The organism is Komagataeibacter sp. NFXK3 (assembly GCF_054182245.1).
The window spans coordinates 1-24,598 of record NZ_JAPIVJ010000021.1 but is presented as its reverse complement, the minus strand read 5'-3'; the positions used below and the strand labels follow the sequence as shown (position 1 = coordinate 24,598).

General features: G+C 56.2%; 19 protein-coding genes and 2 pseudogenes. 13 read left to right on the top strand and 8 right to left on the bottom strand.

What is annotated here, in order from left to right:
- The first annotated feature begins 158 nt into the window (after positions 1 to 158).
- From OQZ28_RS15560 to OQZ28_RS15550, 3 genes are read left to right on the top strand one after another with little or no spacing between them, the layout of a single operon-like run.
- A complete protein-coding gene (locus OQZ28_RS15560) occupies positions 159 to 335 on the top strand; it encodes a hypothetical protein (RefSeq protein ID WP_458136607.1) in 177 nt (58 codons plus the stop codon).
- Between the two features lie 8 nt (positions 336 to 343).
- On the top strand, positions 344 to 481 hold the full coding sequence (locus OQZ28_RS15555) for a hypothetical protein (RefSeq protein ID WP_420605128.1): 138 nt from the start codon (positions 344 to 346) through the stop codon (positions 479 to 481).
- Complete coding sequence (locus OQZ28_RS15550) at positions 481 to 750, top strand: transposase (protein ID WP_082267053.1); 270 nt, start codon at positions 481 to 483, stop codon at positions 748 to 750. The genes OQZ28_RS15555 and OQZ28_RS15550 overlap by 1 nt, the downstream gene beginning before the upstream one ends.
- A gap of 306 nt (positions 751 to 1,056) precedes the next feature.
- Here the strand turns inward: OQZ28_RS15550 and OQZ28_RS15545 are convergent, their stop codons facing one another.
- The 4 genes from OQZ28_RS15545 to OQZ28_RS15530 form a co-directional block, all read right to left on the bottom strand.
- Entirely contained in the window at positions 1,057 to 1,620 is a 564-nt protein-coding gene (locus OQZ28_RS15545) for a winged helix DNA-binding protein (protein WP_053323813.1), read from the bottom strand.
- Positions 1,621 to 1,710: 90 nt separating this feature from the next.
- Positions 1,711 to 2,673 (bottom strand): 2-hydroxyacid dehydrogenase, encoded by a 963-nt coding sequence (locus tag OQZ28_RS15540; RefSeq protein ID WP_217420216.1) that lies wholly within the window; start codon positions 2,671 to 2,673, stop codon positions 1,711 to 1,713.
- Positions 2,670 to 4,316, bottom strand: a complete 1,647-nt coding sequence (locus OQZ28_RS15535) for a hydantoinase B/oxoprolinase family protein (protein ID WP_254511855.1) — start codon at positions 4,314 to 4,316, stop codon at positions 2,670 to 2,672. Before OQZ28_RS15535 ends, OQZ28_RS15540 begins: the two co-directional genes overlap by 4 nt.
- Positions 4,313 to 6,400 (bottom strand): hydantoinase/oxoprolinase family protein, encoded by a 2,088-nt coding sequence (locus tag OQZ28_RS15530; protein WP_217420217.1) that lies wholly within the window; start codon positions 6,398 to 6,400, stop codon positions 4,313 to 4,315. Before OQZ28_RS15530 ends, OQZ28_RS15535 begins: the two co-directional genes overlap by 4 nt.
- Positions 6,401 to 6,909: 509 nt before the next feature.
- Between OQZ28_RS15530 and OQZ28_RS15525 the strand changes: the two genes are divergently transcribed.
- The 9 genes from OQZ28_RS15525 (at position 6,910) to OQZ28_RS15485 (ending at position 17,028) form a co-directional block, all read left to right on the top strand.
- Complete coding sequence (locus OQZ28_RS15525; protein WP_082267051.1) at positions 6,910 to 8,106, top strand: MFS transporter; 1,197 nt, start codon at positions 6,910 to 6,912, stop codon at positions 8,104 to 8,106.
- 468 nt (positions 8,107 to 8,574) lie between these two features.
- Entirely contained in the window at positions 8,575 to 11,043 is a 2,469-nt protein-coding gene (locus OQZ28_RS15520) for a TonB-dependent receptor plug domain-containing protein (RefSeq protein ID WP_053323811.1), read from the top strand.
- Between the two features lie 34 nt (positions 11,044 to 11,077).
- Positions 11,078 to 12,355, top strand: coding sequence for an MFS transporter (locus tag OQZ28_RS15515; protein ID WP_367651114.1), 1,278 nt, complete (start codon positions 11,078 to 11,080; stop codon positions 12,353 to 12,355).
- Positions 12,352 to 13,005: a 5-oxoprolinase subunit PxpB gene (gene pxpB, locus OQZ28_RS15510; RefSeq protein ID WP_420605129.1), complete on the top strand. Its 654-nt coding sequence runs from the start codon at positions 12,352 to 12,354 to the stop codon at positions 13,003 to 13,005. Before OQZ28_RS15515 ends, pxpB begins: the two co-directional genes overlap by 4 nt.
- A complete protein-coding gene (locus OQZ28_RS15505) occupies positions 13,002 to 13,967 on the top strand; it encodes a 5-oxoprolinase subunit C family protein (protein WP_053323808.1) in 966 nt (321 codons plus the stop codon). The genes pxpB and OQZ28_RS15505 overlap by 4 nt, the downstream gene beginning before the upstream one ends.
- Positions 13,968 to 13,977: 10 nt before the next feature.
- The gene (locus OQZ28_RS15500; RefSeq protein WP_053323807.1) at positions 13,978 to 14,751 is read left to right on the top strand and encodes a LamB/YcsF family protein; all 774 of its coding nucleotides are present in this window, start codon (positions 13,978 to 13,980) and stop codon (positions 14,749 to 14,751) included.
- A gap of 55 nt (positions 14,752 to 14,806) precedes the next feature.
- Positions 14,807 to 15,226, top strand: coding sequence for an acetyl-CoA carboxylase biotin carboxyl carrier protein subunit (locus tag OQZ28_RS15495; protein WP_053323825.1), 420 nt, complete (start codon positions 14,807 to 14,809; stop codon positions 15,224 to 15,226).
- The gene (gene accC / locus OQZ28_RS15490; RefSeq protein ID WP_053323806.1) at positions 15,213 to 16,589 is read left to right on the top strand and encodes an acetyl-CoA carboxylase biotin carboxylase subunit; all 1,377 of its coding nucleotides are present in this window, start codon (positions 15,213 to 15,215) and stop codon (positions 16,587 to 16,589) included. The genes OQZ28_RS15495 and accC overlap by 14 nt, the downstream gene beginning before the upstream one ends.
- The gene (locus tag OQZ28_RS15485; RefSeq protein WP_217420219.1) at positions 16,576 to 17,028 is read left to right on the top strand and encodes an acetyl-CoA carboxylase biotin carboxyl carrier protein; all 453 of its coding nucleotides are present in this window, start codon (positions 16,576 to 16,578) and stop codon (positions 17,026 to 17,028) included. The genes accC and OQZ28_RS15485 overlap by 14 nt, the downstream gene beginning before the upstream one ends.
- 335 nt (positions 17,029 to 17,363) lie before the next feature.
- Here OQZ28_RS15485 and OQZ28_RS15480 read toward each other — a convergent pair whose 3' ends face one another.
- The 3 genes from OQZ28_RS15480 to OQZ28_RS15470 all read right to left on the bottom strand — a co-directional run bounded on the left by OQZ28_RS15480 (position 17,364) and on the right by OQZ28_RS15470 (position 20,710).
- On the bottom strand, positions 17,364 to 18,245 hold the full coding sequence (locus tag OQZ28_RS15480) for a LysR family transcriptional regulator (protein ID WP_217420220.1): 882 nt from the start codon (positions 18,243 to 18,245) through the stop codon (positions 17,364 to 17,366).
- Between the two features lie 97 nt (positions 18,246 to 18,342).
- Entirely contained in the window at positions 18,343 to 19,239 is an 897-nt protein-coding gene (locus tag OQZ28_RS15475; protein ID WP_053323803.1) for a LysR family transcriptional regulator, read from the bottom strand.
- A gap of 58 nt (positions 19,240 to 19,297) precedes the next feature.
- Positions 19,298 to 20,710, bottom strand: a complete 1,413-nt coding sequence (locus tag OQZ28_RS15470; protein WP_217420221.1) for an amidohydrolase — start codon at positions 20,708 to 20,710, stop codon at positions 19,298 to 19,300.
- 325 nt (positions 20,711 to 21,035) lie between these two features.
- Between OQZ28_RS15470 and OQZ28_RS15465 the strand changes: the two are divergent.
- Positions 21,036 to 23,105: pseudogene (locus OQZ28_RS15465) on the top strand (TonB-dependent receptor); the annotation flags it as partial.
- Positions 23,106 to 23,137: 32 nt separating this feature from the next.
- Here the strand turns inward: OQZ28_RS15465 and OQZ28_RS15460 are convergent.
- Positions 23,138 to 24,478 (bottom strand): annotated as a pseudogene (locus OQZ28_RS15460) (ISL3 family transposase); the annotation flags it as partial.
- Positions 24,479 to 24,598 lie beyond the last annotated feature (120 nt).

Sequence of the window (24,598 nt, the reverse complement as noted above, 5' to 3'; positions counted from 1 at the left end):
CAGTCCTTCCCGGCTATGTTCACGTCGGGCAATACCAGTCCATGTCACCATTCACTCCATCTCTTCGTAAAGACGGATGAATCACAACAGGCTGGTATTGTTCAAAAACTTTCGGATCAGGCTCTGAAGCCCGCGTGCTGGTAGGGCTGACAGAGCGCATGGCGTCGCCCGATGCCGTTGCAAAGGCTGTCAAAGCCTACCTTGAGGAAAACAACCGGCTGAACCAGGCGCGACGGGCTCAGGTAGCAGCGGACTGCAAGGCGTTGGACAGGATCGACCGCTCCATGCGGGGCATCATCACGGCCATTGAGGACGGGATGTATCAGCCCGCATGAAAGCCCGGATGCAGGAGCTTGAACGCCAGAAGGCCGACATCATGAGCCGCATGGCCGAGGCCCCGGTGGACCTGCCGGATGTAAACCCCAACGTCTCGAAACTCTATCGGGTCAAGGCCGCGCGGCTGGCCGTTCGACGCGCCTGATGACCGATGCGACATACCTCAAAGTACACAGGATAGCGGCGCCTCTGCTTAAAGAGGGGCTTTTCCCCGCCATATCGGATGCACAAAAAGGCGGACTGAACTCAAAGCTGCATGCCGTGTGTGATGGCCAGGACCTGCCTGTCCGTCTGCATCTGACTGCTGGACAGGTCAGTGACTTCAAAGGGGCGGATGTTCTTCTCGCGGACCTGCCGGAAGGAACAGAAGAGGTCATCAGGGATCGGGGTTATGATAGCAACCGGATCAGATGATATCTTGTCGAACGGAACATTACCGCCTGCATTCCACCGAGGAAAAACCGGAAATCAAATTCACCTTATAACTGGCATCTGTATAGAAAGCGCCTCCTTATCGAAAACATGTTCGCAAGGCTGAAGGACTGGCGACACGTTGCGACCAGATACGACCGCTGCGCCCATACATTCATGTCTGCCATCAAGATTGCTGCAAGTTTCAACTTCTATCTCAAAGAATGAATCCTGCGCCCAACGCCGGTTGCTTCGCCTTCTATGTCTTGGCCTCTTCGGTTTCCTGTCCAAATAAATGTATCATAGCTATTATAGGGAGGTGGCCGCTCGGGAAGCCTGTTCATAAAAACCGGTGAGAACGCGTAAGGCACGGGCTACTTCATCAATACGGCTCTGGGCCACGCCGCGGTCCTTGGGTATAAGGTCCAGCAGGCAGGCCTGTCTGACCCGTGCATAATCCTGACAGGCTTCGCTACCCTTCGGTGTTGCCTGCAGGAACACTTCCTTTCCTGCTTTCGATTTTGAAATAAGCTCCATTTTTTCGAGTTTTTTCATGGAGTAATTAAGGTAATGCCGTTCGCTGATGTTGAGCATGAACAAGATGTCGGAAATGCTCTTGGGTCTATTGCGGTGATTGATGCAGTGAAGCACCAACACATCAAGCGGGGATAGATCGCGCGCGCCCACCGCCTGCATGCCGCACGTCATCCAGCGCTGAAAGGCATGGTTCGCCACCGTCAGCGCAAACTCGAATTCACTCAGATCCTCGGCACCCGGCACGGCGAGATGGGAGGAGGAGACAATGAACATGCCATCCTGCCGTGACGTTTCTTCAGGCGGGTGGGTCTGTGCCTTTTTCCGGTTCTGCTTCATCGTGGCCGCAATGCACCTTATTTTGGGGTCGTGTCCTGTATTCCCCATACTGGCATTTTTAATCCATAAGGCAAGTCAGCCCGGATGCTGTCAGGGGACGGGTGTATGAACTGGCCGTCCCGCCATTGCGGCATGCAGGTTGGTCATGACCTGATCGAGGCATGTCAGCAGTGATTGTGGCGAACGTGCGCCGACATGTGGGGAAAAGACAATATTGGGTTGTTCCCGCAGGGCTGCAGGCAGGTTCGGTTCTCGTTCAACCACATCCAGGCCAGCCCCTGCGATAATGCCTTTTTCCAGTGCCTCGGTCAGCACTGTATTACTGATAACGCTTCCCCGGCCCACATTGACAACATATCCCTGCGGGCCAAGCGCCCGGAGTACATCCGCATCGATCACATTGCAGGTTTCCGGACCGCCCGGCAGGGTGACCGCCAGTATGTTGACCCGTGCTGCCATATCCATAACGGAAGGACAGTAGGTCCATTGCGCCTGATCGCATGGCCTGCGGCTGTAATAAAACACCGGCATGGAAAAACCTGCCGCACGGGCAGCAATGCGCTGCCCGATATGCCCCATGCCCACAATACCGATTTTCTGTCCCGATAGTTGGGGCGGAACGGGCCGGATGGGCCGCCATGCACCCTGCCGAACAAGACCATCATTGGGCACGATATCACGCATGACTGCCAGCAGCAGGGCAAAGGCCTGATCCGCCACGCTATCGGCATTCGTGCCGGGACTATAGGCGACCTCGATTCCACGCGCCCGCGCGGCGTCCACATCCACCCCTTCATAACCGACGCCGAAAGTGTGGATGATGCACAGGTTCGGCATTGTATCCATGAAGGCACCATCCAGTCGGGTGGAACCATTGGTCACAATGGCACGGACGAGGTCGCCTGAATGCGTGACATAGGCCTGCCGGGCCGCTGGTGTAAGCAGGGACTCGACATGGTATTGCGTGCCCAGCCGTTGTGTTACCAGATCCGGCAGGGGAAAAGTCAGAACGATAACTGGCACCTTGTCGAGGCCAGAGGAGTGATCGGTCATGCCTGCGCCCTATCTGCCAGCAGGCCCTGGGTCCGGTCTGTTTCGGACAGTGCCGGGTCGCGCTGCGCCGGATCACCCAGCCCTGCACCGCCTGGTGTCAGAACCATCAACCGTTCGCCCGCCGGAATAACCTGCAGTCCCTTGCCGGGCAGCACCCGGCCGGAAGACAGGCTGACATGGCCTGCCAGGCCGTTCCGGCCGCCTGCGCGCCCACGGGGCGGATTGGCAATGCGGTCAAAAGCAGCCAGCAGTTCAAAAGGAGCAGCTTCGGTGTTGGATATTTCCATGATCTGCCCCAGTCCGCCACGCGTTGTGCCATCTCCCCCACTGCCAGGCCGCAGTTCCTTGCGCCAGAAGATGAGGGGGGACTGGATTTCAGCAATTTCAACCGGTGTTCCGTGTACGCCGGACGGGAACGCCGTGGCGGAAAGTCCGTCCAGCCCCGGGCGTGCGCCGGTGCCACCGTTGGTGGTAATGGCCAGTGCATAGGCCAGGTTGGTGTTGCCTGCATCGTGCCATGTACCGCGTACGGTAATGTTCCATATGCATGAAGTCCCTTCCGCGGGAACCCGGTGGGGCAGGGGTTGATACAGGCAGCCGAACACGACGTCAGGCAGCATCTGTCCAATGACATGCCGGGCGGAAACCGGGGCGGGGCGCAGGGCGTTCAGGATCGTGCCCGCCGGCGCGGTTACACGGAATGGTGCCAGGGAACCAGCATTGTTCGGCACATCGGGGGCGATGATGCATTTGAGGCCAAATACCGTATAGGCCTTGGTATAGGCCAGCGGCACATTGATGCCGTGCCTGACGGCGGGCGATGTGCCGACGTAATCCACCAGGACATGATCCGGTGCTATGGTCAGGCTTGCGGCCAGCAGGACAGGGTGATCATAGCCGTCCGTCCGCATGGTGTTGGTCCATTCCCCCCGGGGCAGGACGGCAATACGTTCTTCCACCGCCATGCGGGAGCGTGTGATGATGAAATCGGCCAGGGGGCCAAGATCTGTTATGCCGAATTCATCCATCATGGCCGAAAGCGCCCGCACTCCCACGTCGTTACAGGCGGCGAGGGAATAGGTATCGCCTTCCGTATCCAACGGCAGGCGCGTATTGGCGCGGATGACCGCCATCAGAGTTTCATTGACCTGTCCCTGATCCAGCAGCCTGAGCATGGGCAGGTACAGTCCCTCCATGAACACGTCGGAAGCTTCAGGACCATTGCCCAGCCCCCCGATATCCATGAGATGACTGGTACACGAAAACAGGGCGACCAGATTCCCCTTGTGAAAGGCAGGAGTCGTGACCACAAAGTCATTCAGGTGGCCGGTACCCATCCATGGGTCATTGGTAATATAAGCATCGCCTTCACGCATGGTGTCGAGCGGGAAATGACGAATGAAATGTCTTACAGATTCAGCCATGGAATTTACATGGCCCGGCGTGCCGGTTACGGCCTGCGCCAGCATGCGGCCTTCCAGATCGAAGACACCAGCGGAAATGTCCTCGCATTCCCGCACAATGGGACTGAACGCCGTGCGGATCAGCACCTGTGCCTGTTCACCTACAACGGTGATCAGCCGGTTCCACATGATCTGCAGGTCAATTTCTGTGCTACCGGGGGTATGAGGGGTGTCCATCATGCCGCATCCTTCTGGTTCATGATGATATTGCCGCTGCCATCAATCTGTGCGTCAAAACGGGCGGAAACGTAGGTGGTGGTTTCTTTTTCAATAATAATGGCCGGACCAGGCACGAATACGCCAGACGGGGCGCATGCACGATCATAGACCGGAAGATCCACCCATCCATTGCTGCCACCATCAAAGAAGCGACGTATTTCCAGCGGGGACAGGGTGATCTTCGCACCCGCCTGGCTGAACGGCACGGGCGGGGAGGGAATGGTGGAAATACGTACCGACCAGTTCAGGACTTCAATCGGCGCATTGGGAATGCTACGGGCAAACTGATGGGCATATTCCTGCGTGAACGCTTCACGCAGGCCATGGGCATCAGCCTGACATAGGGGACGGTCCGGCAGTTCCACCATGATTTCATGCCCCTGACCGACATAGCGCATGAAGGCTGCTGTCCGTTTGAGCAGTGGCGCACTACCGGAACCGGTCTGCACCATGCTGCGTGCGGTTTTTTCCATATCGGACAACAGGGCCGAAATGGCTGCATAATCGGTATGTTCATCGATTCTCGTGTGATGGGAGCGGGCAATTTCATACGAAATGGGTGCCGTCAGGAAGCCGACAGCCGACCCCACACCGGCGCTGTTAGGAATGACCAGTCGCCGTACCCCCAGTTTTTCTGCAACCCGGACAGCATGCAGCGGAGCTGCCCCACCAAAGGCGACCATGGTATGTTGAGACAGGACCGCGCCACGTTCTGCCGCATGGACGCGCGCGGCGCTGGCCATGCTTTCACATACGATTTCATATACTGCATGGGCGGTCATTTCGGCAGAAAGCGAGAGCTCGGTCCCGATGGTGTCACTCAGGGCACGGGCGGATAGGGCTGGCTGGAGGGTCAGGCTGCCACCGGCAAAACCTTCTGGTCGCAGCAATCCCAGCATCACATCAGCGTCGGTCACGGTCGGCCAGGTGCCACCGCGCCCGTAGGCCGCGGGCCCAGGAACGGACGAGGCGCTTTCAGGGCCGACCGTAACCCGCTTCATGGCGTCAAGCCGGGCGATTGAACCGCCGCCCGCGCCAATTTCGATCATTTCAATAACGGGAATGCACAGTGGCAGCCCCGATCCTTTCAGGAAGCGGGCGGTCCGGTCAACCTCGAATATGCGTGACTGGGCCGGTTCATTGCGTTCAATCAGGCAGATCTTGGCCGTGGTACCGCCCATGTCAAAGGACAGCACGCGTTTTTCACGCAGGCATTCCGAAATGCGGGCAGCAAAGATGGCCCCCCCGGCAGGGCCGGATTCAACCAGACGGACGGGGAAGGTACGTGCGGTCTCAAGCGAGGTCAGGCCACCGCTGGACGTGACAAGATACAGCGTACCGGCAAAGTGCCGCGCCTTTAAGGCCTGATCCAGCCGGGCCAGATAGCCTGCCATCAGAGGTTGTACATAGGCATTCGCCACCGTGGTAGAGGTCCGTTCGTATTCACGCACCTGCGGGCACACTTCGCATGACAATGACAGGGTTATGCCCGGCGGGAGCACATCTGCCAGTATATCACGCACCCGAAGTTCATGGGCGGGATTGGCATAGGCATGCAGGAAGGCTACGGCCACGCTTTCCACCCCGACTGCCGCAAGTTGCAGGCCCAGTTGCCTGATCTGCTCGTCATTGGCGGCAATCTGGACCCGGCCACGGGCATCCATGCGTTCACGCAGTGTGAAACGCAGGTCACGGGGCACAAGTGGCTGTGGCTTCTGCAGCATGATGTCATACTGGTCAAAGCGACTTTCTGTGCCGATGGCCAGCACATCGCGAAATCCTTCCGTCGCGACCAGTGCGGTACGTGCGCCACGGCGTTCGATAATGGCATTTGTGGCCAGCGTTGTGCCATGTACGAACACGTTGATATCCGACAGCGCTAGTCCCGCATCCGCCAGTACCAAGGTGATGCCCTCCAGCACACCTTCTTCGGGAGCATGGGGCGTGGTCAGGACCTTGCGGGTCAGTCTTTTGCCCCGTGCGTCCAGAACGATATCGGTAAATGTGCCGCCTATGTCGGCGGACAGCCGCGCATCAGAATCCATAACTATCACAGGTCTCCACGATGTCATGAAACGGTGGGAGTTACATTTATGTCGTTGTTTTAATGTAACAATTTCTCGTGATTCTATATGTCTGCTATCATTTTCACAGCCGTATGGCCTGTGCCTTGGCGGTGGAATTATGCCAGTTACATATCGTAGCTTAGCTCGTGATATAGCATGCACGTCAAGATATTATGTTTAAATTATACATAAAAGATATATATCGCTCGTAAATTTTAACGGAAAATGTTTTGCTTTCGGATGATTGTCATGCATCCTGTCAGGAGCCGACTATGTCCGGTCTTTCCGGAAATGAGTTCGGAATGATACGAAGAAATAATGAAGTGAATAGCACGAAAAACACATAATTCCCCACCATATCCATGCCTGCACATCACAGGGTAAGATCGGGAGGTCCGATGGAACGGAACGGGTCACATGTTAGAGGCACGGTTGGCGATAGGGCAGAGCGTACTGGTTCCGACACCTATAGGTATCTGCTGTTTGGCATGGTCTTTCTCATGTATGTCATCAATTATGGTGATCGGGCTGCTCTTTCCATTGCCATGCCGGCACTCGAGACGGAATTTGTCCTTACGCCCGTGCAGATCGGGTGGATTTCATCAAGTTTCCTGTTTTCTTATGTCGTACTGAACCTGCCATCTTCCATCATGCTGGATGTGTACGGCACTCGCATCGTGGGTACGCTGGCGGTAGGATTCTGGTCTATCGCGATGATGCTGGGCGGTTTCGCACACAATGTACTGCAGTTCATCCTGACACGCATCATGCTGGGGGCTGGTGAAGCCCCTACCTTCAGCCTTGGCAGCAGTATTGTCCGACAGTGGGCCCGGGTTGGAGAGCGCGGTATCATCATGACGGTCATCCTTTGTGGCATGCAGGCCGGGCTGGCTGGCGGAACGATCGCGGGGGCCTGGCTGATCGGATGGTTCGGCTGGCGAATGGAATTCATCATTCTGGGTGCGCTGGGGTTCGTGTGGGCGGCGGGCTGGGTCGTGGCCTGCCGGGGGGTGCTTCCTGCCGGGCAGGAAGCGCCAGGCAGGGGCGTGATTTGGGTGCGTGAAGTGGGCTCGCTTTTCCTTTCCCGCTCTTTTTGTGCCATTGTTATTGCTCAGTGTTGCGGCAACTACCTGAATTTCCTGATTATGTCATGGTTGCCGCTGTTTTTGATGAAGCAGCTTCATGTAGACGTACTGCATGCGGCGCTTAATGGCACGGCCTGTTACGCAGTTGCGGCTGTTGTTGCCATTGTCTGTGGTGCGGTGGGTGAACGCTGGATTGTGCGCCGGTATCCAGGTCTCGCCGCACGGCGTCTTGTCGTATGTGTCTTTTTCGGGTGTGCGGCCCTGATCGGGTTATTGCCTTTTGTGCATGCAACATCGGCAGTGGTGGCCCTGATCGCATTTTCGTTAGGCAGCATGATTGCGGGCAATGGAGCGAACATGGCGCTGCTGGCTGATCTGCTGCGTGAGCATGACAAGATTGGTACCGTTACCGGACTTACACTGACCTTCAGTAACTTCATGGGGATGATTGCCCCTATCGCGACGGGATATATTGTTGCTGCTACGAATAGCTTCGATGCCACCTGGTATATCTGCGCGGCAGGTCTGATTCTGGGTGGGCTGCTTTCAGTATGGCTTGTCCGGTCCGAAATCGTCATGAAATCTGCTGCAGAGACATAAAAAATACGACTGTTTCTTTTTTGCATCATATCATGTCATTGTTGGGAAAGGTTTTTTTATTATCCGATGGCTTCGTCCCTTCGGGATGGAATTATGTTGTTTCGGAATCGGTATCATTATCTTTATATTCCATATATAAATTGAACATGAGTTCGCTGGCTTTCTGTCATCAGCCAGCATGACGCCAGGACTCTTCTATCCTTGTGATTTACGCATGAGGGAAAGAATGGGGTCTTTATGTCAATATGAATGAACAAAAAATTGTTTTATTTCAATAAATAAGAAAAAAACAAAGAAAGTAGACCAAAAAGAATTTGCGATTTCGGAACGTTTTGTTATCGTCGCATAACATGTGTAATTTATATATAAATCATCCACTATACGGCCATAAGAGGCTGTCCGGTTCCTGAGCGGACTACGAAAGACGGGCGCAAATGATTGTTTCTTTGCAGCAAGGATTTTCGACAGATGGATAAAATGAGAAAAGATAGGCTGTATCTGCTTGCAGGTGTGGCGTTTGGCATGCCCATGCTCCTGGTGGCGGCAGGGAAGGCCCAGACGGCCTCCACCATTCCGTCCAGCAGCGCATCCACGCGGAGCCAGCACACGACCAGGACACAGTCGGCCGCCCGGGTAATCAACCATGCGGTAGCCGATCATCCTGAAACAATCCAGGTAAGCGGCACGTCCACTAGTTCGGTCCTGTCGCCCGCCACCGCCCGGCATAGTACGACACAGGTTACGGTCGTCAGCGGGGCTGAGCTTCTTGCTACCGGTCAGACCAACGTCATGCAGGCGCTGGCACAGGCAAACCCGGCCATTACATCACCGCCGCAGGCGGGCGTGGGTAATAACGGTTTTGTACAGACCATGCAGTTACGTGGTCAATCGGCGGATGACACGCTTATTCTTGTCAACGGACACAGGCGGCATGTTGGCGCGAACTTCAACGCTAATGCCGGTCCGAACTGGGGTACCGATCCGGCGGATATCTCCCTCATCCCCATTTCCGCCATTGACCATATTGAGGTGATCACGGAAGGTGCTACGGCGCTGTATGGGCAGGACGCGCTGGCGGGCGCCGTCAACATCGTCCTCAAGCATACAACGCATGGCGGTTCCATCAATTTCAAGAACAGTGGCTATTACGCGGGCGACGGGCAGGCACTGGACGGATCAGCGGATTATAACATGGCGCTGGGCCATCGTGGCGGCTATCTTGATCTTGCGGCACAGGTTACGCACCAGCTTCCCACCACGCGTACGGGCGATTACGTGGGTACCCTCTTTACCGACCCTGAGCGCAACGCCACGGCGGACCGGGATGTGCAGCGCATGTTGGGCATACCCAAGTCCACGCTGGAGACGATGAGCGCCAACATGTCGATCCCGCTGGCGGAAAACATCAATTTTTACAGTACATCGACCTTCTCCCATCGTCGTTCCAATGTGGCCGAAACCTATCGCAGTGAGGCGGACAGCCTGACAAACCCCTATCTGTACCCCAATGGTTCACAGCCCTATATCGCGATGGATCAGTATGATTTTGAAACCGACAATGGCATCAAGGCCCGTAAATTTGGTTTTGCATGGGATGCGTATGTAACCTATGGTCGTGACGATCAGACCTATTCCACAATTCATTCCGACAACGTTTCCCTGGGCAACGCCAGTCCGACCGATTTCTATGATGGCAAGGCCATTACATCGGAGCTGACGGCAGGCCTGCGCGGTTCGCGCTCGTTCGATACCGGCTTCCTGCCAAAGCCGCTCAACCTTCGCTTTGGCGGGGAATACCGTCACGATACATTCCAGATGACGGGTGGCGACCCGCTATCCTATTACGGACGTGGGGCAACCGATCATGCTGGTAACGTGCCGGCCGCGGTAACCAACCAGAACCGTGACGTATTCGACGGTTCCATAAATCTTGATTTCTGGGTCACCAACAAATGGGAATGGACCCTTGGCGGACGCTCGGTCAGCTACAACAACCTGGCAACAGTGCAGACCGGCTCCATCGGGACGCGCTACAATTTCAACAAACGCTGGGCCATCCGGGCCAGCATCAATACTGGCTACCGTCCCCCCACGCTGGCGGAAATGTATTATTTTTACAACGCACCCTTCGCCGGATATTCGATCGATCAGCTACCTGCTAACAGTGCGGCAACCCGTGCACTCGGTGGTGGCAACATGAAAGGCGAATATTCGCGCAATTACAGCATTGGCGTGGATGCAACCCCGGTGGACAATTTCCATCTGACCGGAAATCTGTACTACATTGCCATCAACGACCGACTGGCCAGTACGACGACCCTTGGCGGCAGTTACGTGGCGGAGGCACTGGCGCAGTCAGGGCTGAGTGGCGTGACTTATGCTTCGTACTATACCAATCCCGTCAATACGCAGACATTCGGCGGCGATTTCAATGCCGACTACACGCTGCATACACCCCGTTACGGCACCTTCCGTTTCGCCATGGGGTTTAACTTCTCGGATAACGAAATACGCAGCTACAATGCAACACCGTCCGTACTGGCCAGCCACGGGCTGTCCACCTTTAATAATTATGCGGAAGAAATGATGCTGCATTCCGCCCCTAAGAACCGCGAGAGCCTGAGCGTTAACTGGAAATATGGCAAATGGTCGGTCTTCGTGCAGGAAATGCGCTATGGCTCCATGACTTTCCTCGCCAGCCCGACTTCGGTCCCTATGCAGGTCAACCCCGCGTTCCTGACCAATATGGAGGTCAGTTATCAGGTCCTGCCGAAGTGGTCAGTCGCGGTCGGGGCGAATAATCTTGGCAACAAATATCCGACACGGGTGCCGTCCTCCATTTCCGGGCCGCTGTTTGGGGCATACAAATATCCCTTCTATTCACCTTACGGTTTCAACGGCGGTATGTACTACGTCAAGACGGCGCTCAATTTCTGATATCTGGGGTTTCCATTTCGTAATGAAGCAGTCCGTGCATAATTCCTCCGTGGTTCCAGGCTACCGTTTTGTCATTTACGCCATGACGGTCCTGATGTGTGTTATCGGTTATGGCGACCGGGCGGTGCTGGCCGCGGGCATGCCTCTGATCGGTCAGGAATTCGGTCTGTCCACGACACAGGTGGGGTGGGTGCTATCCAGTTTCCTGTGGTCGTATTTCATCCTCAACCTGCCTGCCGCCCTTCTGCTTGACCGGTTCGGTCCCCGGGTGGTGGGCATGTTTTCCGTCGTGCTGTGGTCTGTCGCCATGATCCTCGGGGCGCTGTCGGGCACGCTGGTGCAGTTCCTCATCGCCCGTGTCCTGCTGGGCGCGGGGGAAGCCGCGACGTTTTCCCTCGGCAACAAGGTGGTCGATGCCTGGTCCCCGGTACAAGAGCGCAGCATAATGATGACGGCTTTCACATGCGGTATCCAGATCGGCCTGGCCGCAGGGGCTGCGGTGGGGGCTTGGCTTATCATGCAATATGGCTGGCGCGTGGCGTTTGTCGTGCTCGGTGTCGTGGGATGCCTGTGGGCTGCCGCATGGTTTGTGGCCTATCCTGCCCATGATCGATCGTCCACATTGGCCGGCGGTGTGTCGGGAGGGATGGGTCTATCCTTGCGTCCACTGTTGCGCAGCCGTTCCTTCTGGTGTGTGGTAGGTGCCCAGTGTACGGGCAATTATGCCAATTTTCTCATGATGACATGGGTGCCGACCTATCTGGTGAGCACCCTGCATATGGATCTGCTCCATTCCGGCGCCAATACGGCCATCTGCTATCTTGCCGCAGCCTGTCTTTCGATGGCAGGCAGCAGGGCGGGGGAATGGGTGCTGGCGCGTTCGGGGAACGGGATCGGCGCAAGACGGCGTGTCGTCGCGTTTTTCCTGTCACTGGTGATGGTTGTGGCCGCGCTGCCGTTGTGCACCACGGCGCTGGAAATCATGGGGGTTCTGTCTCTTGCCATGGGGGCGATCATTGCAGCACTCGGGACAAATATGGCGCTACTGGCCGAACTGCTGGTCGAGCGGCACTACCTGGGGTCCGTTACAGGGTTCATGCTGACCTTCAGCAACGGGATCGGCATCCTTGCCCCGGTCGCGACGGGCTATCTTGTCGCGGCGACTGGTAATTTCCATGCGGTTTTTTATGTTACGGCCTGCATTGTGCTGGCTGGTGCACTGACGGCATGGCTGGGACCAAGGCAGATGTTCCATGCAGCGGCAGGCCGTGACCGCGCAGGCAACGAAGTGCAGCAGGGAGCTGGATCTTGAAAATAAGCATGGCAGGCACGGGCGGCCTGTTACTGGATATGGCTGAAGGCGCCTTTGATGAAGCCGTGCAGGCGCGTATATGGGCCATGGCCCGCACGCTTGGTGCGAGTGAATGGTGCACGCAGGCCGTACCGGGGGTGAACAACCTGCTGGTTACCTTCGATCCACTCGTGACCGACGGGGAGAAGGTCAGCCAGAAGCTCGGCATCCTGTGGGCCGAGGCCGTCGCTGATGATACGCCTCCTGCCGTTATAGATGTCAGGGTGGATTATGGAGGAACCTTTGGTGAGGATCTGCCCGAAATCGCGTCGCGGACTGGTCTGACGGAAGATGAAGTGATTGCCCTGCATGCTTCGGGAACCTATCGCGTTGCCGCAATCGGGGCCATGCCTGGCTTTGTGTACCTGACCGGTCTGGACAGTCGCCTCGCCATACCCCGCCGGCATTCACCGCGGCTTAAGGTTGAGCAGGGCGCGGTCGTAATCGGTGGTGGCCATGCGGGGATCATGCCCTGTGCCGCGCCCTCTGGGTGGCACATTATGGGACGTACGAAACTGGATATGTTTTCCCCCCACCGGCAGGATCCGCTCCTGCTTCATCTGGGCGATATCGTGCGTTTTCATGACAGCCGCAAGGACTGCCCTGCATGATCGAAATCCTGACCAGTGCGCAGCTCAATTCCATTCAGGATGCGGGTCGCACACATGCCCTGACACTAGGGGTGTCGATCGGTGGAGCCATGGATGGCATGGCTCTGGCGGCAGGCAACATACTGGTGGGCAATGCCCGTAATGCTGCGGGGATCGAAGTCGTATTCTATCCCTTCCGTCTGCGTTTCGAGATCGACACCATCTGTGCCGTGACCGGGGCTGACTGCAACGCGACGTTGGATGGCAGGCCCGTTCCCCCATGGTGGGTGGTGAGTGTCAGGGCTGGGCAGGTGCTGACGTTGACGTCTCCACGCAGCGGATGCCGGAGTTATGTCACGATAGCGGGCGGACTGGATGTGCCGTGTGTGCTGGGGGCGCGGGCAACTGATATAAAGGGGGGCTTTGGCGGCCTTGACGGGCGAGGACTGAAGCGGGGCGACAGGATCGCAACCTTTCCTGCAGGACGGACTGAGGCGGCATTGCCTGTCGGTGGTATCGGGGCCGGTCCAGGCTACACGCTCCTGCCGCAGCAGGACAGCGTGACGGTCCGGTTCCTGCCCGCTGCGGAATATGATGAGTTCCAACTCCGGTCCCGTGAACGGTTCGTGACTGAGGATTGGACCCTCTCCAGCAGCGCCAATCGCATGGGCTATCGGCTGGAAGGTGCGGAACTGCATATGCACAGGCCACTGAGTCTGTTTTCACACGGCATCGTGCCAGGCACCATACAGGTGCCCCCTAGCGGCCAGCCTATCGTGCAGATGCTTGATGCCAATACCTGCGGGGGATACCCCAAGATCGGCACGGTCATCGAGGCAGACCTGCACCTGCTGGCGCAGCTACCCATTCAGGGGCGTGTCCGCTTTGAACAGGTAGGGCGTGACACGGCAATTGCGGCACTGCGGCAACAGCGCGCGATGCTGGATCAACTGGAGCAAGAGGTCGCGGCCTTTTACATATAAGGAAACCGGGATGAACAGGTTCATAGATATCAATGCCGACCTTGGTGAAGGCTGGGGGCATTACCAGATCGGGAATGATGATGCGATGCTTTCCATCGTATCTTCGGCCAATGTAGCCTGTGGATTTCATGGTGGTGACTTTAATACAATGGCCCATACATTTGCCGAAGCCCGCCGCAAGGGCGTCACGATCGGGGCACATCCGGGTTTTCCCGACCTGTGGGGTTTCGGGCGACGGATCATACCGTTTTCCCTACCTGAAATCGAACGGATCGTGGCCTATCAGGTCGGGGCCGCACGGAGCATGGCGGCCTATGCCGGGCATGAACTCGCCTATGTCAAAACACACGGCGCTCTGGGTAACCTGACGGAAAAGGATCCCGAGGTCGCCCATGCCATTCTCAATGCCCTGAAGGCCGTCGCTCCCGACCTGCCAGTTATGGCCATAGCGCTGAGCCATCTGGAAACCATAGGGCGTGAGCGCGGCATGACGGTCCTGTCCGAAATTTTTGCCGATCGTGCCTATACGGAAGACGGGCATCTCGTCTCACGCAAGGAAAAGGGTGCTGTCCTGCATGATGCCGATTTTGCCGCCACGCGCGCGGTCAGGATGATACAGGCAGGCGCGATCGAGACGGTTTCCGGCCGCCTGTTGCCGACCCGCATCGATAGCATATGCGTGCATGGCGACAACGCGGAAGCGGTCGACATCGCGCGCAAGGTCCGCACTCAACTGGAAGAGGCGGGTTTTACGATCCGCCACGGCACAGGCGTGCAGGTATAGGCCTGCTATCATATGCAAGGATGGATATGTGAATACCGCACTGATTGAAGCCCTGATGGCGCGCATGCGCGCCGAGGGCGTAATCGAGCTTGATTATAGCTGCAACGGGGAACGCATCCGGCTGGTACGTGAAAGCGAGCCGACTGAAGCGCTGGCGTCTGTCGCGCCCGCCCCTGTGGTGGACGAAGGAACGCCGTCCAACGACATGCCTCTCCCAACCCAAATTGAAATCAGGGCCCAGATGGCAGGGCAGTTCTATACCTGTCCCGGCCCGGGGGAAGCGCCTTTTGTGACGGTGAATGACGAGGTGACCGAAGGGGCGCCACTTTACATTCTGGAAGTGATGAAAATGCTGAACCGGATGGAGGCGGAATTCCCATGCCGGATCGTTGCGGTTTTATGTGAAAACGGAACAGCGGTCGAGATCGGCACGCCCCTGTTCCGGGTGGAGCGAATCGATCATGCGGAAGGTTGAAACGGTCCTGATCGCCAACAGGGGCGAGATTGCACTGCGCGTGGTGCGGGCATGCCGGGAACTGGGACTGCGTACGGTGGGCATCTATTCCGAGGTCGATGCCAGCCTGCGCCACCTGTCCCTATGTGACCGCACGATCTGCATCGGCCCGGCATCAGCCGCGCAAAGCTATCTGGATAGGGATCTGGTACTGCGGGCCGCCCGTCTGACACAGGCCGATGCCATCCACCCCGGTTATGGCTTCCTGTCGGAAAATCCGGCCTTCGCCCACGCGGTGGAACAGGCTGGCCTGGTGCTGATCGGGCCTTCCGCCACCATCATGCAGCGCATGGGCGATAAGATCGAGGCCAAGCGCACGATGATTGCAACAGGCATGCCGTGCTTGCCAGGGTCCGATGGTCCGTTGTCAGATGATATGGAGCAGACCCGTGCCCTGTGCGCGCGTATCGGCTATCCCCTTATTGTCAAGGCCGCGGGGGGCGGGGGCGGACGTGGCATGCGGATCGTGCAGGAACCTGGTACGCTGGAACAGGCCGTCCAGACCGCACGGGAAGAAGCCATCCGCGCCTTTGGCAACGGTGCGCTTTATGCCGAACGCTTCCTGACCCACCCTCGGCATGTGGAAATACAGGTTATGGCCGACCGGCATGGCCATGCCGTCTGGCTGGGTGATCGTGACTGTTCCGTGCAGCGCCGCCACCAGAAGGTGATCGAGGAAGCGCCCGCCCATGGCATTGCACGGGATGAGATCACGCGCCTTGGCGCGCTCTGTGCGGCGACGTGCCCTCAGATCGGGTATGTGGGGGCAGGCACATTTGAGTTCCTCTATGAAGACGGCGCTTTTTATTTCATTGAAATGAATACGCGTATTCAGGTCGAGCACCCGGTGACCGAGATGGTCACCGGCATCGATATCGTGCGTGAGCAGATCCGCGTTGCAATGGGGGAACCCCTTTCCTTCACGCAGTCTGATGTACGGTGCGGTGGCCATGCCATTGAATGCCGCATCAACGCGGAAAACCCCGATACCTTCATGCCTGGCCCCGGCAAGGTTACGCACTGGCTTCCTCCTGGTGGGGAAGGCGTGCGCATCGATACCCACCTATATGACGGCTATGTGGTGCCGAGTTCTTATGATTCCCTGATCGCCAAGCTCATCGTGCGTGGACGTTCACGTCAGGAGGCAATCAGCAAGATGCATGCCGCACTGGGGGAGACCGAAATCGAAGGTATTCCCACCACCATCCCTCTGCATCTGCGTCTGATGGAGGATGAGCGCTTCCGGGCAGGAGACATATCGGTTCATTATCTGGAAGAATGCGACCACACGCGCAAAAAGGACGGTAGTCATGATGCAAAATAAGGATATGCCGATGGATATTGTGTGGGATATGGTCGCACGTATGCGTCGCCATGGCATGCAGGAACTGGACGTGCGTGATGACACAATGGCACTGCGTCTGCGTCTTAATCCAGTTGGCATGGCTCCGGTTGCGACAGAGACGTCGTCCGACGGCATGGCGTCGATACCGTCGATTGCCCCATCTTCTGGCACGGTGGTCCGTAGTCTCTGCATGGGTGTTGCCCTGCTGGCCCATCCGCTACGGAGTGCGCCGGAGGTTGAACTCGGTCAGGACGTAGGAGAGGGGGATATTGTCGCATTTGTAGGTGTCGACCACATCCTGTATCCTGTCCTGGCGCCGTGTGCAGGATATGTGGGAGAAATCAAGGTCACACAGGGAACGGTGATAGGCTACCATCAACCGATTATGCTTATCGGAAAAAGAAACAATATTTTATAACTTATTATTTTCATTATATATGCAGTAAATTTACTTTTCTTTATTTGAAATTTCATTAGCGATGGGTGGAGCGGGTAGATTGCCGATGCGGGCTCTGCACAGACGGGGATTTCTGTAATCATTCTTACCCCATGCGTGAGACTTGCGGCTCATGGACGACCGCTGTGCCGCGGCGTTCTTCCCGCAGATCTGTCTCGCGGTGAACTGTTAAATTGCGAATGGCGTATAGTATTAATATATAAAATTATCTCATACGTCATTATACAATGTATATAATACAAATAAGGTAAGGATAAATTGCAGCCTGCCGAACAAGGCTGACCACGCAAAGCGGTTCAGCCTTGTTCGGCAGGCTGCAGTGTAAGCAGGATTTCCAGCAGATTGTTGATCAGGCGTCGTCGGGGCGCATAACGTTGAAATAGAAAACCGATTTTACGGCAGGGAACGGGAGCAGGCAATGATATCTTTTTCAGTTGCATGCCGTCAGGCCACGGTAATGCCCAGTCAGGCACAAGCGATACGCCCGTACCTTGATTGACAATGCTGACGATGGCATCGAGGGAGTCCAGTTCGAGGCGTTCATGTGGCCAGATACCGTTGCGCCGAAGATATTCATTTGCCAGACGACCACCCCACTGATTGCGGTCATAGCGGATAAAGGGATAATCACGAAGGATTTCGTGCGGGTCAGTTTCCTGGACATTTTTCGATGTGATGACGACCAGTGGTTCGGAACGCAGTGTCTGCCATATACAGGTGCTTGGGATATCAAATGGTGGTTTTACAATGAATGCAGCATCAATAAAACCATCCATTACCGCATTATGAAGGACAGAGGACGAACCCGGCGTAATATGAAGTTCAATACCGGGGAAAGATTCAAAAAAAAGTTTCAGATATGGCGGAAGCAGTCCGTTTGCAGCACTGGATATGGCACCCAGGTTCAGCTTCCCGACAGGTGTCGTGCTTGTTGCAATCGTACATAGGTCCTGCACGCTGGTAATGATGGCACGACTTTGTTCCAGAATGGCCAGTCCGTTTTCGGTTGGCTGAACGCTGCGGCCGTCGCGTTGCACCAGATTGCAGCCGATTTCCTGCTCCAATGTATGTATTCTCTGTGCCAAGGTTGCCGGTGTCAGGCCCAGTTGCCGGGCTGCAGCCGCTATGGACCCCTGTTCCACGACAATCAGGAAGCTTTCGAGGAAGCGCGTATCCATGGGTGATTACTCTAATCCCGAACTTGAAAAACCAGAAACAGAGAAGGGCTGTCTGATATGGGAGTCATGATGTAAGAATATATATTGGACGGGATGGTCATGAAACGACAGGATGCCGATCGGGGCTAAGATTTTTTGGTTGCAGGAGCGGGACGATCTGTCGCAGCAGGTTCGCATGTGTTGAAGCATGTAGCCACAATACACCAATGTGACGTTGCAGCATCGTATCGGGTAGCGGGATCTTGCGGATTCTGAGTCCTTCCGGCCACGGCTTCAGCCAATCCGGAACAAGGGAGACGCCTACCTTCTGGCTGACCATCAGGGCAATGGCCTCAAGTGAATCGAGTTCCAGTTGTCGTGTTGGAAAAATCCGGGTTTCACGCAGATAGGCATCTGCTATCCGACCACCCCACTGGTTACGGTCATAACGAAGGAACATGTTTTTCTTCAGGATTTTCAAGGGGTCTGTTTCGGTGCAGTCTTCGGAAACCAGTACGACCATTGGTTCTGACAGGAGGCGTTTCCAGCCACATGTCTTGGGAATGGAAAATGGTGGCTCGACAATGATCGCGCCATCCAGTTGCCCCTCGGCCACTTCATGATACAATTTTGTTGACTGGCCCGGTGTCACATGCAGATCAATTTTTGGATAATCGAACAGGAACTTCCGCAGCATGAAGGGCAGGATGCCGGTCAGGGCCGTGGAAATTGCACCAAGTTTCAATTCGCCCGCAAACTCGTTATGCGTGGCCAGGGCCTTCAGATCCTCCACCCCGCGGATCAACTGGCGGCTTTTTTCAATAATGCCCAGTCCTGCGGCCGTCGGCGTTACGCTGCGTCCGGCGCGCACCAGAAGTGGCTGTCTGATCTCGTCTTCCAATGCCTTTATACGCTGGGCGACTGCTGCAGGCGTCAGCCCAAGGTGACGGGCTGCATCAGCTATGGAACCCCGTTCCACAATGGCGATAAAGCTTTCCAGAAAACGCGTGTCCACAGGAAGTCCCTTTCTTTCCGCGGTGGTGGGCGATTTGAACTGTCTTTCAGCACAGGTATCAGTGCCTGACCCGTGCCTGGACTGGTGGGTGGGTATCGTCAGGGATCGGACTGATATAGGGGCATTCACGAAGACGTTGCGCGTGATCTGCGCGGGCACGCTCCAGCACCTGAGGTGACAGGAACAGGCGGGATGCGGTCATTGCCATCGCTTTGGCGACATGGATCATGCCACGATGTGCAACGGCAGATTTGCCCTGTGCCGTCATCTGCCAGGAATGTAACGGAGTACCGATGGTGCATGTAGCACCCAGCGCCTGAACGGTCGGAATGGTCCAGCTGACATCCCCCACATCCGTTGAACTCAAGGTAAACGGACTGGCCGGCGGCAGGATGAAATCGGTCAAGGCGATGTCGCGTGGTTTCAGGCCGATCTGCCCAAAGGCGGCAGTCATGTCGTCAGGTGACAGGGTCGCCTGAATCTGTCGGGCAAAAGCCTGTTCCCGTGCATCGAAGTCGGGGGGGCCAAGCTGTTCGAAACTGTCCTGCATGATCTCTTCCAGTGGCGGGCAGGCAAGCAGGTTGGCAACCCCGGCGGTGACCTGGCTACTGACAGTCGTGCCCGTCATCAGCGCCGCACCCCGTGCTACCTGCCGCACACGTTCGACCAGCGGGAACAGGTCAGCCAGTTCTTCCGTGCGAATGGAATAGCGCACCACGGCTTCGGACTGGACCACATTCGGGGCGGTGCCACCGGCGTTAATATAGGCATAATGAATGCGTGATGTCGGCAGCATATGTTCGCGCAGATAGTTGATGCCCACGTTCATCAGTTCCACCGCATCCAGCGCGGAACGTCCCAGATGCGGGCTGGCCGCTGCATGGGCAGATCGCCCGGAAAAGGTAAAATCCAGTCGCATATTGGCCAGCGACGTGGGGGGCAACACCCCACAAAAGGCAGTCGGATGCCATGAAATGGCAGCATCCACCCCGTTAAACGCACCTGCACGGACCATGAAGCCCTTGCCCGCCCCGCCTTCTTCCGCCGGGCAGCCATAATAGCGCACCCGTCCCGGTAGCCTGTTTGTCGCAAGCCAGCGCCGGATAGCGGTGGCAGCCAGAAGTGATGCCGCACCCAGAAGGTTATGCCCGCATGCATGACCGTTGGCATTATCCGTCGCGATGGGATGGCAGATACCCGCCTGCGCGGCAAGGTCGGGCAGAGCGTCATATTCTCCCAGAAATGCAATGATTGGACCGCCATGCCCGCTTTCAGCCATGACCGCTGTGGCGATACCGGCCAGGGGCGGGGTGACGACAAAACCCTGTTCATGCAGCATCGCGGTATGCAGCGCACATGAACGTGTTTCCTCGTAACACAGTTCCGGTGTGTCCCATACGGCGTCGCTCAATGTGATGGCGGCCTGTGCTGCAGCGTCCACATGTAAGCTGAGGTCTTCGAGATTACGCATTGCCATGAACCAGTTCGTAGGAAGGAAAGGGACGACTGCCGCGGCAGCCATAACGTTACGTTATAATAATGTTAAATCTCGTTCCGACTATGCGATCATATACGATATTGGTTACAACAAAATGGTTTTTATGGTGGTTTCGTGGATATGGATAAGAGGGAAGCCGTCAAAAAAACGCAGTTTTTTGCCGTTTCTGTTCGGGATAAAAAAGAATTGCATAGTTTTGATATCTTTTGAACCAAGAAGTACCGTCTGTTTGTTTTGAAAAGAATATGTTTTGAATACGCAACATGAGTGTTCCGATCTGGTCGCCCTGGTCGGTGGTATGGAACAGGAGTTCACGATGTTTGCGGTCCAGCAGAAGCGACAGAAATCGGTTATGAAGCATGCGTTTCGCAGCTTTCTTATGTTGTCCGTCTATACCGGGTGTATGCCGGTCGAAGCGGCCCTGGCAGATGATGCAAAGGGTGCAAAGCATGGCAAGGCACCGGTGGCATCACATGCTGCGTCTCCGGCATCGGTGCAGACCCATGTTGCGCCTGAAGTCATCAAGGTCACCCGCGGGCGTCGCGCGTTCGCTTTTGGTGCGGATCAGCACAAGGCAGGCAATATCACCAACCTGACGGCGGAAGAACTGGTCACGCATCATGTCACCACCGTTCAGGATATCCAGAACCTTGTCCCGAACCTGACTATCCAGACCGAAGGTGGTTCCAACGTTCCGGATTATTATCTGCGTGGCATCGGCATGCAGGATTATACGCAGAACAACATGTCGTCTGTCATGACCTATTTCGACGGCGTGCCCTATACTATTACGTCCATGAGTTCAGGGCAGATGTTCGATGTGGCATCCATTGGCGTCGAACCGGGCCCGGTGGGGTTTGAGCACGGGCTGGCCGATACTGGCGGTGAAGTGCGGATCACGACCAATGACCCGACCAAGACCCTGCATTATGGCGTGTCGGAAGACATTGCCAGCTATGCCCGCAGCAAGACCAATTTCTATGTTTCCGCCCCGATCACCAGGCGTCTGCAGTTCCGTATCGCGGGGCAGATGCTGCAGGGTGGCGCATTCCGTTATAATCGTGAAAACGGTGAATCGCTGGGGCGCGCAAACGAGGGCGCCCTGCGTGCCAAGCTGGCCTGGCAGCCGGATGACAAGACGAATGTCAAGATAACGGGCAACTGGTCACAGGACTCGTCGGAAGCGGATGCGGGTTTCATTCTGGGGGATAACAGCAATATCCTGCCACGTGACCGCGACATTTATGCCACCGGCTGGAACCTGAACCCGCAATATGCGAAACTGCTGGGTATCTCCCCCAAAAGCAAGCCGTCGTACAATGATGTGCAGTGGGGTATCAATATTGATTTCGACCGTGATCTGGGGTGGAGCCACCTGACCGCGGTATCGTCGTTCCAGCAGCAGCAGCGACATGAATATATTGACCGTGATGCCGAAGCCTACCGTTCGGGGGACAGTTACCTGACGGGCAGCATGAATGTCTTTTCACAGGAAATCCGCCTGTCGGGCAATGTGCTCAATGACCGTCTGCACTGGGTCGCCGGCATGTATTATAATCGTGTGCGCGCATCGGGTGAAAATTGGTTCGATTACACTGATCGTCCCGGCAAGGATTATTTTCAGAACAGTGCCCATGAACAGCCGCAGCAGGATTTCGCGCAGTTCGTCAACCTGACCTATAGCCTGACACATAAGATCCGCCTGACCTTCGGTCTGGAACACCAGACCGATGACCGGCAGTTCATCAATGACGCCGTCTATCGCTACAACCCCACCACATTGGCCAAGACCTATACCCAGACATTTTCCAACCATGGCACCATGACGAACCAGTTTTCGGGCAAGGTCGGGATCAACTACCAGGTCCAGCCCAATGTGATGCTGTATGCCGATATCCGCCGTGGGGTGAAGCCGGGGGGCTTTACCGCCAACACCACCCTGACGGAACAGCAGGCGGCAGGCTTCAAGCCGGAATGGCTGATGGCGTATGAAGTCGGGTTCAAAAGCGAATTCTTCAACCATCGCCTGCGTATCAATGGCGCCGCGTTCTGGGATTCCTATCATGATCAGCAGTACTTCTCGTATATTCTGGTTCCAAACTGGGGTACTGTCGGGTCGTATGTGAATGTGCCGCGCTCGCACATTTTCGGCACGGAACTGTCCATTAGCGCCAATCCGATCCGTGGTCTGACACTTACGCAGAACGTGGGCTACCAGCGCGGTACGTATGATGATTTCCAGGTACTGAACGTGCAGGCGGTCAGCGCATACAAAGCCGCGCATAATGAATGGAAGGCGTTTAATGACAACTATAACGGTGCCGACATGGGCATTCCCAAGCTGACGCTGAACGGGACCATTTCGTGGTTCTTCCGCACTTTTCGTGATGATGTTTTTGATTATGCGGGCTGGAGGACACGAGCCCTGAGGAGTTCGAAGCCTGCTCTTCCGAACATGGTTCGCTTGATCATTTTCAATCGGCTGATCTGTCCTTCAACCGGGCTGGTTGTCCATGGTGTGACGAGAGAAGCTTCAATGGCAGCAGCATCCCGTTCAAGCGCAGGAATCAAACGCGATAGCAGCGTCGTTTTCCCTTCTTCCAGCAGGGCCTTCAGCTCGCCTTCCTTTCTGGTGTCCTCCTTTTTACAGAGGAGGTTCTGCATTTTCCTGAGCCAGCAGAGCGTGACAGCGAGTTGCGGTTCGGCTTCCAGAAGGGCAGGAACAAGTAGCCCGTCCTGTCGTCCAGCAGACAATGGATCATCTGCAAGAAGAAGGCGTGCAAGTTTGCGCCCCAGAGGGGGCGAGACATACGCGGAAGAAACGGGTTTCGTGGAAATACCCTGTCGCGTCGTCACCCATTTCCGGACAGTGCCATATTTTCCTGTAAACCCCTGCTCCAGGAGTTCCCGCCATAGCTGGCGAATATTCCGACATCCTTCGACCCATCTCTTTTCCAGATGGGATATGTAAGGCCCGAGTATGCTGCGTGTCGGAACCGTTCTTTTCCATGTTGGCGCATGGCCCCGCTGAAACCAGCGCCGCACGGTTTTTCTCTCTACTCCGATCGTTGTGGCGATAGCCTGAATACTGTGCCCTTCTGCTTTCAGGGCAAGAGCTTCATTGAAAAGAGTTTCACGTCGTTCCCCAGAGACTGACCTGATGAGCGTCTGCGCTTCTTCTGGTTGTGTCCTGACTGTTCCAGACGTTTCGCTCAATGTCGTTGATGCGCTGAGTTGTCGCGTCAGGGTTCTGACTGTTGTCGTGAAACGGCCCAGTATGCTGACAAAAGCCTCTGACAGGTTCTTCAGCAGATGCCAGCGGTCCGTCACCTGAAGAGCTGATGGCGCGCCTCTGTGGCATCCATCTGCATAAGCACCAGCACGGTCTCTGGCAATGATTTCAACACCGGGGTGGGCCTGCAGCCATTGGGCCAAGGTCGCAGCCTCCCGATCTGGCAGGAGGTCAATGACATCATTTTTCTCAAGATCGACTACAATCGTTCCATAGTGATGTCCCCGTCGCCATGCCCAGTCATCCACCCCTACCACGCGTGTAGGAGGCATGTCTTTCCTGGTGTTCCGTGCCCGGGAAAGGAGGCGGCGAATGAGAGTGTCCGGGCTGATGGGGCAACACAGGCGCACGGTCATTCGTGCACCAGCGGAACCGCCCAGGGTATGGGCGATATAATAATGAAGATCGGTAAGACGCGTGGTCTGTCTGCCATGACGCACGGTTATACCAAGGGCTACTGTCTCTGACTCATCTGTGAAGTGACGCGAAGGGCCTGTTCTGATTCTGTCGTGAGAGGGAGGATCGGGAATGGCTGGTGCGATTGCCTTACGGACGGATTATACGGCTTC

Coding starts and splice junctions, on each gene's coding strand:
- OQZ28_RS15505 (WP_053323808.1), top strand. CDS start 13,002: ATGATCGAAATCCTGACCAGTGCGCAGCTCAATTCCATTCAGGATGCG.
- OQZ28_RS15540 (WP_217420216.1), bottom strand. CDS start 2,673: ATGACCGATCACTCCTCTGGCCTCGACAAGGTGCCAGTTATCGTTCTG.
- OQZ28_RS15500 (WP_053323807.1), top strand. CDS start 13,978: ATGAACAGGTTCATAGATATCAATGCCGACCTTGGTGAAGGCTGGGGG.
- OQZ28_RS15495 (WP_053323825.1), top strand. CDS start 14,807: ATGGCGCGCATGCGCGCCGAGGGCGTAATCGAGCTTGATTATAGCTGC.
- OQZ28_RS15480 (WP_217420220.1), bottom strand. CDS start 18,245: ATGGATACGCGCTTCCTCGAAAGCTTCCTGATTGTCGTGGAACAGGGG.
- OQZ28_RS15520 (WP_053323811.1), top strand. CDS start 8,575: ATGGATAAAATGAGAAAAGATAGGCTGTATCTGCTTGCAGGTGTGGCG.
- OQZ28_RS15470 (WP_217420221.1), bottom strand. CDS start 20,710: ATGCGTAATCTCGAAGACCTCAGCTTACATGTGGACGCTGCAGCACAG.
- OQZ28_RS15535 (WP_254511855.1), bottom strand. CDS start 4,316: ATGATGGACACCCCTCATACCCCCGGTAGCACAGAAATTGACCTGCAG.
- OQZ28_RS15485 (WP_217420219.1), top strand. CDS start 16,576: ATGATGCAAAATAAGGATATGCCGATGGATATTGTGTGGGATATGGTC.
- OQZ28_RS15560 (WP_458136607.1), top strand. CDS start 159: ATGGCGTCGCCCGATGCCGTTGCAAAGGCTGTCAAAGCCTACCTTGAG.
- OQZ28_RS15545 (WP_053323813.1), bottom strand. CDS start 1,620: ATGAAGCAGAACCGGAAAAAGGCACAGACCCACCCGCCTGAAGAAACG.
- accC (WP_053323806.1), top strand. CDS start 15,213: ATGCGGAAGGTTGAAACGGTCCTGATCGCCAACAGGGGCGAGATTGCA.
- OQZ28_RS15525 (WP_082267051.1), top strand. CDS start 6,910: ATGGTCTTTCTCATGTATGTCATCAATTATGGTGATCGGGCTGCTCTT.
- OQZ28_RS15550 (WP_082267053.1), top strand. CDS start 481: ATGACCGATGCGACATACCTCAAAGTACACAGGATAGCGGCGCCTCTG.
- OQZ28_RS15530 (WP_217420217.1), bottom strand. CDS start 6,400: ATGGATTCTGATGCGCGGCTGTCCGCCGACATAGGCGGCACATTTACC.
- OQZ28_RS15555 (WP_420605128.1), top strand. CDS start 344: ATGCAGGAGCTTGAACGCCAGAAGGCCGACATCATGAGCCGCATGGCC.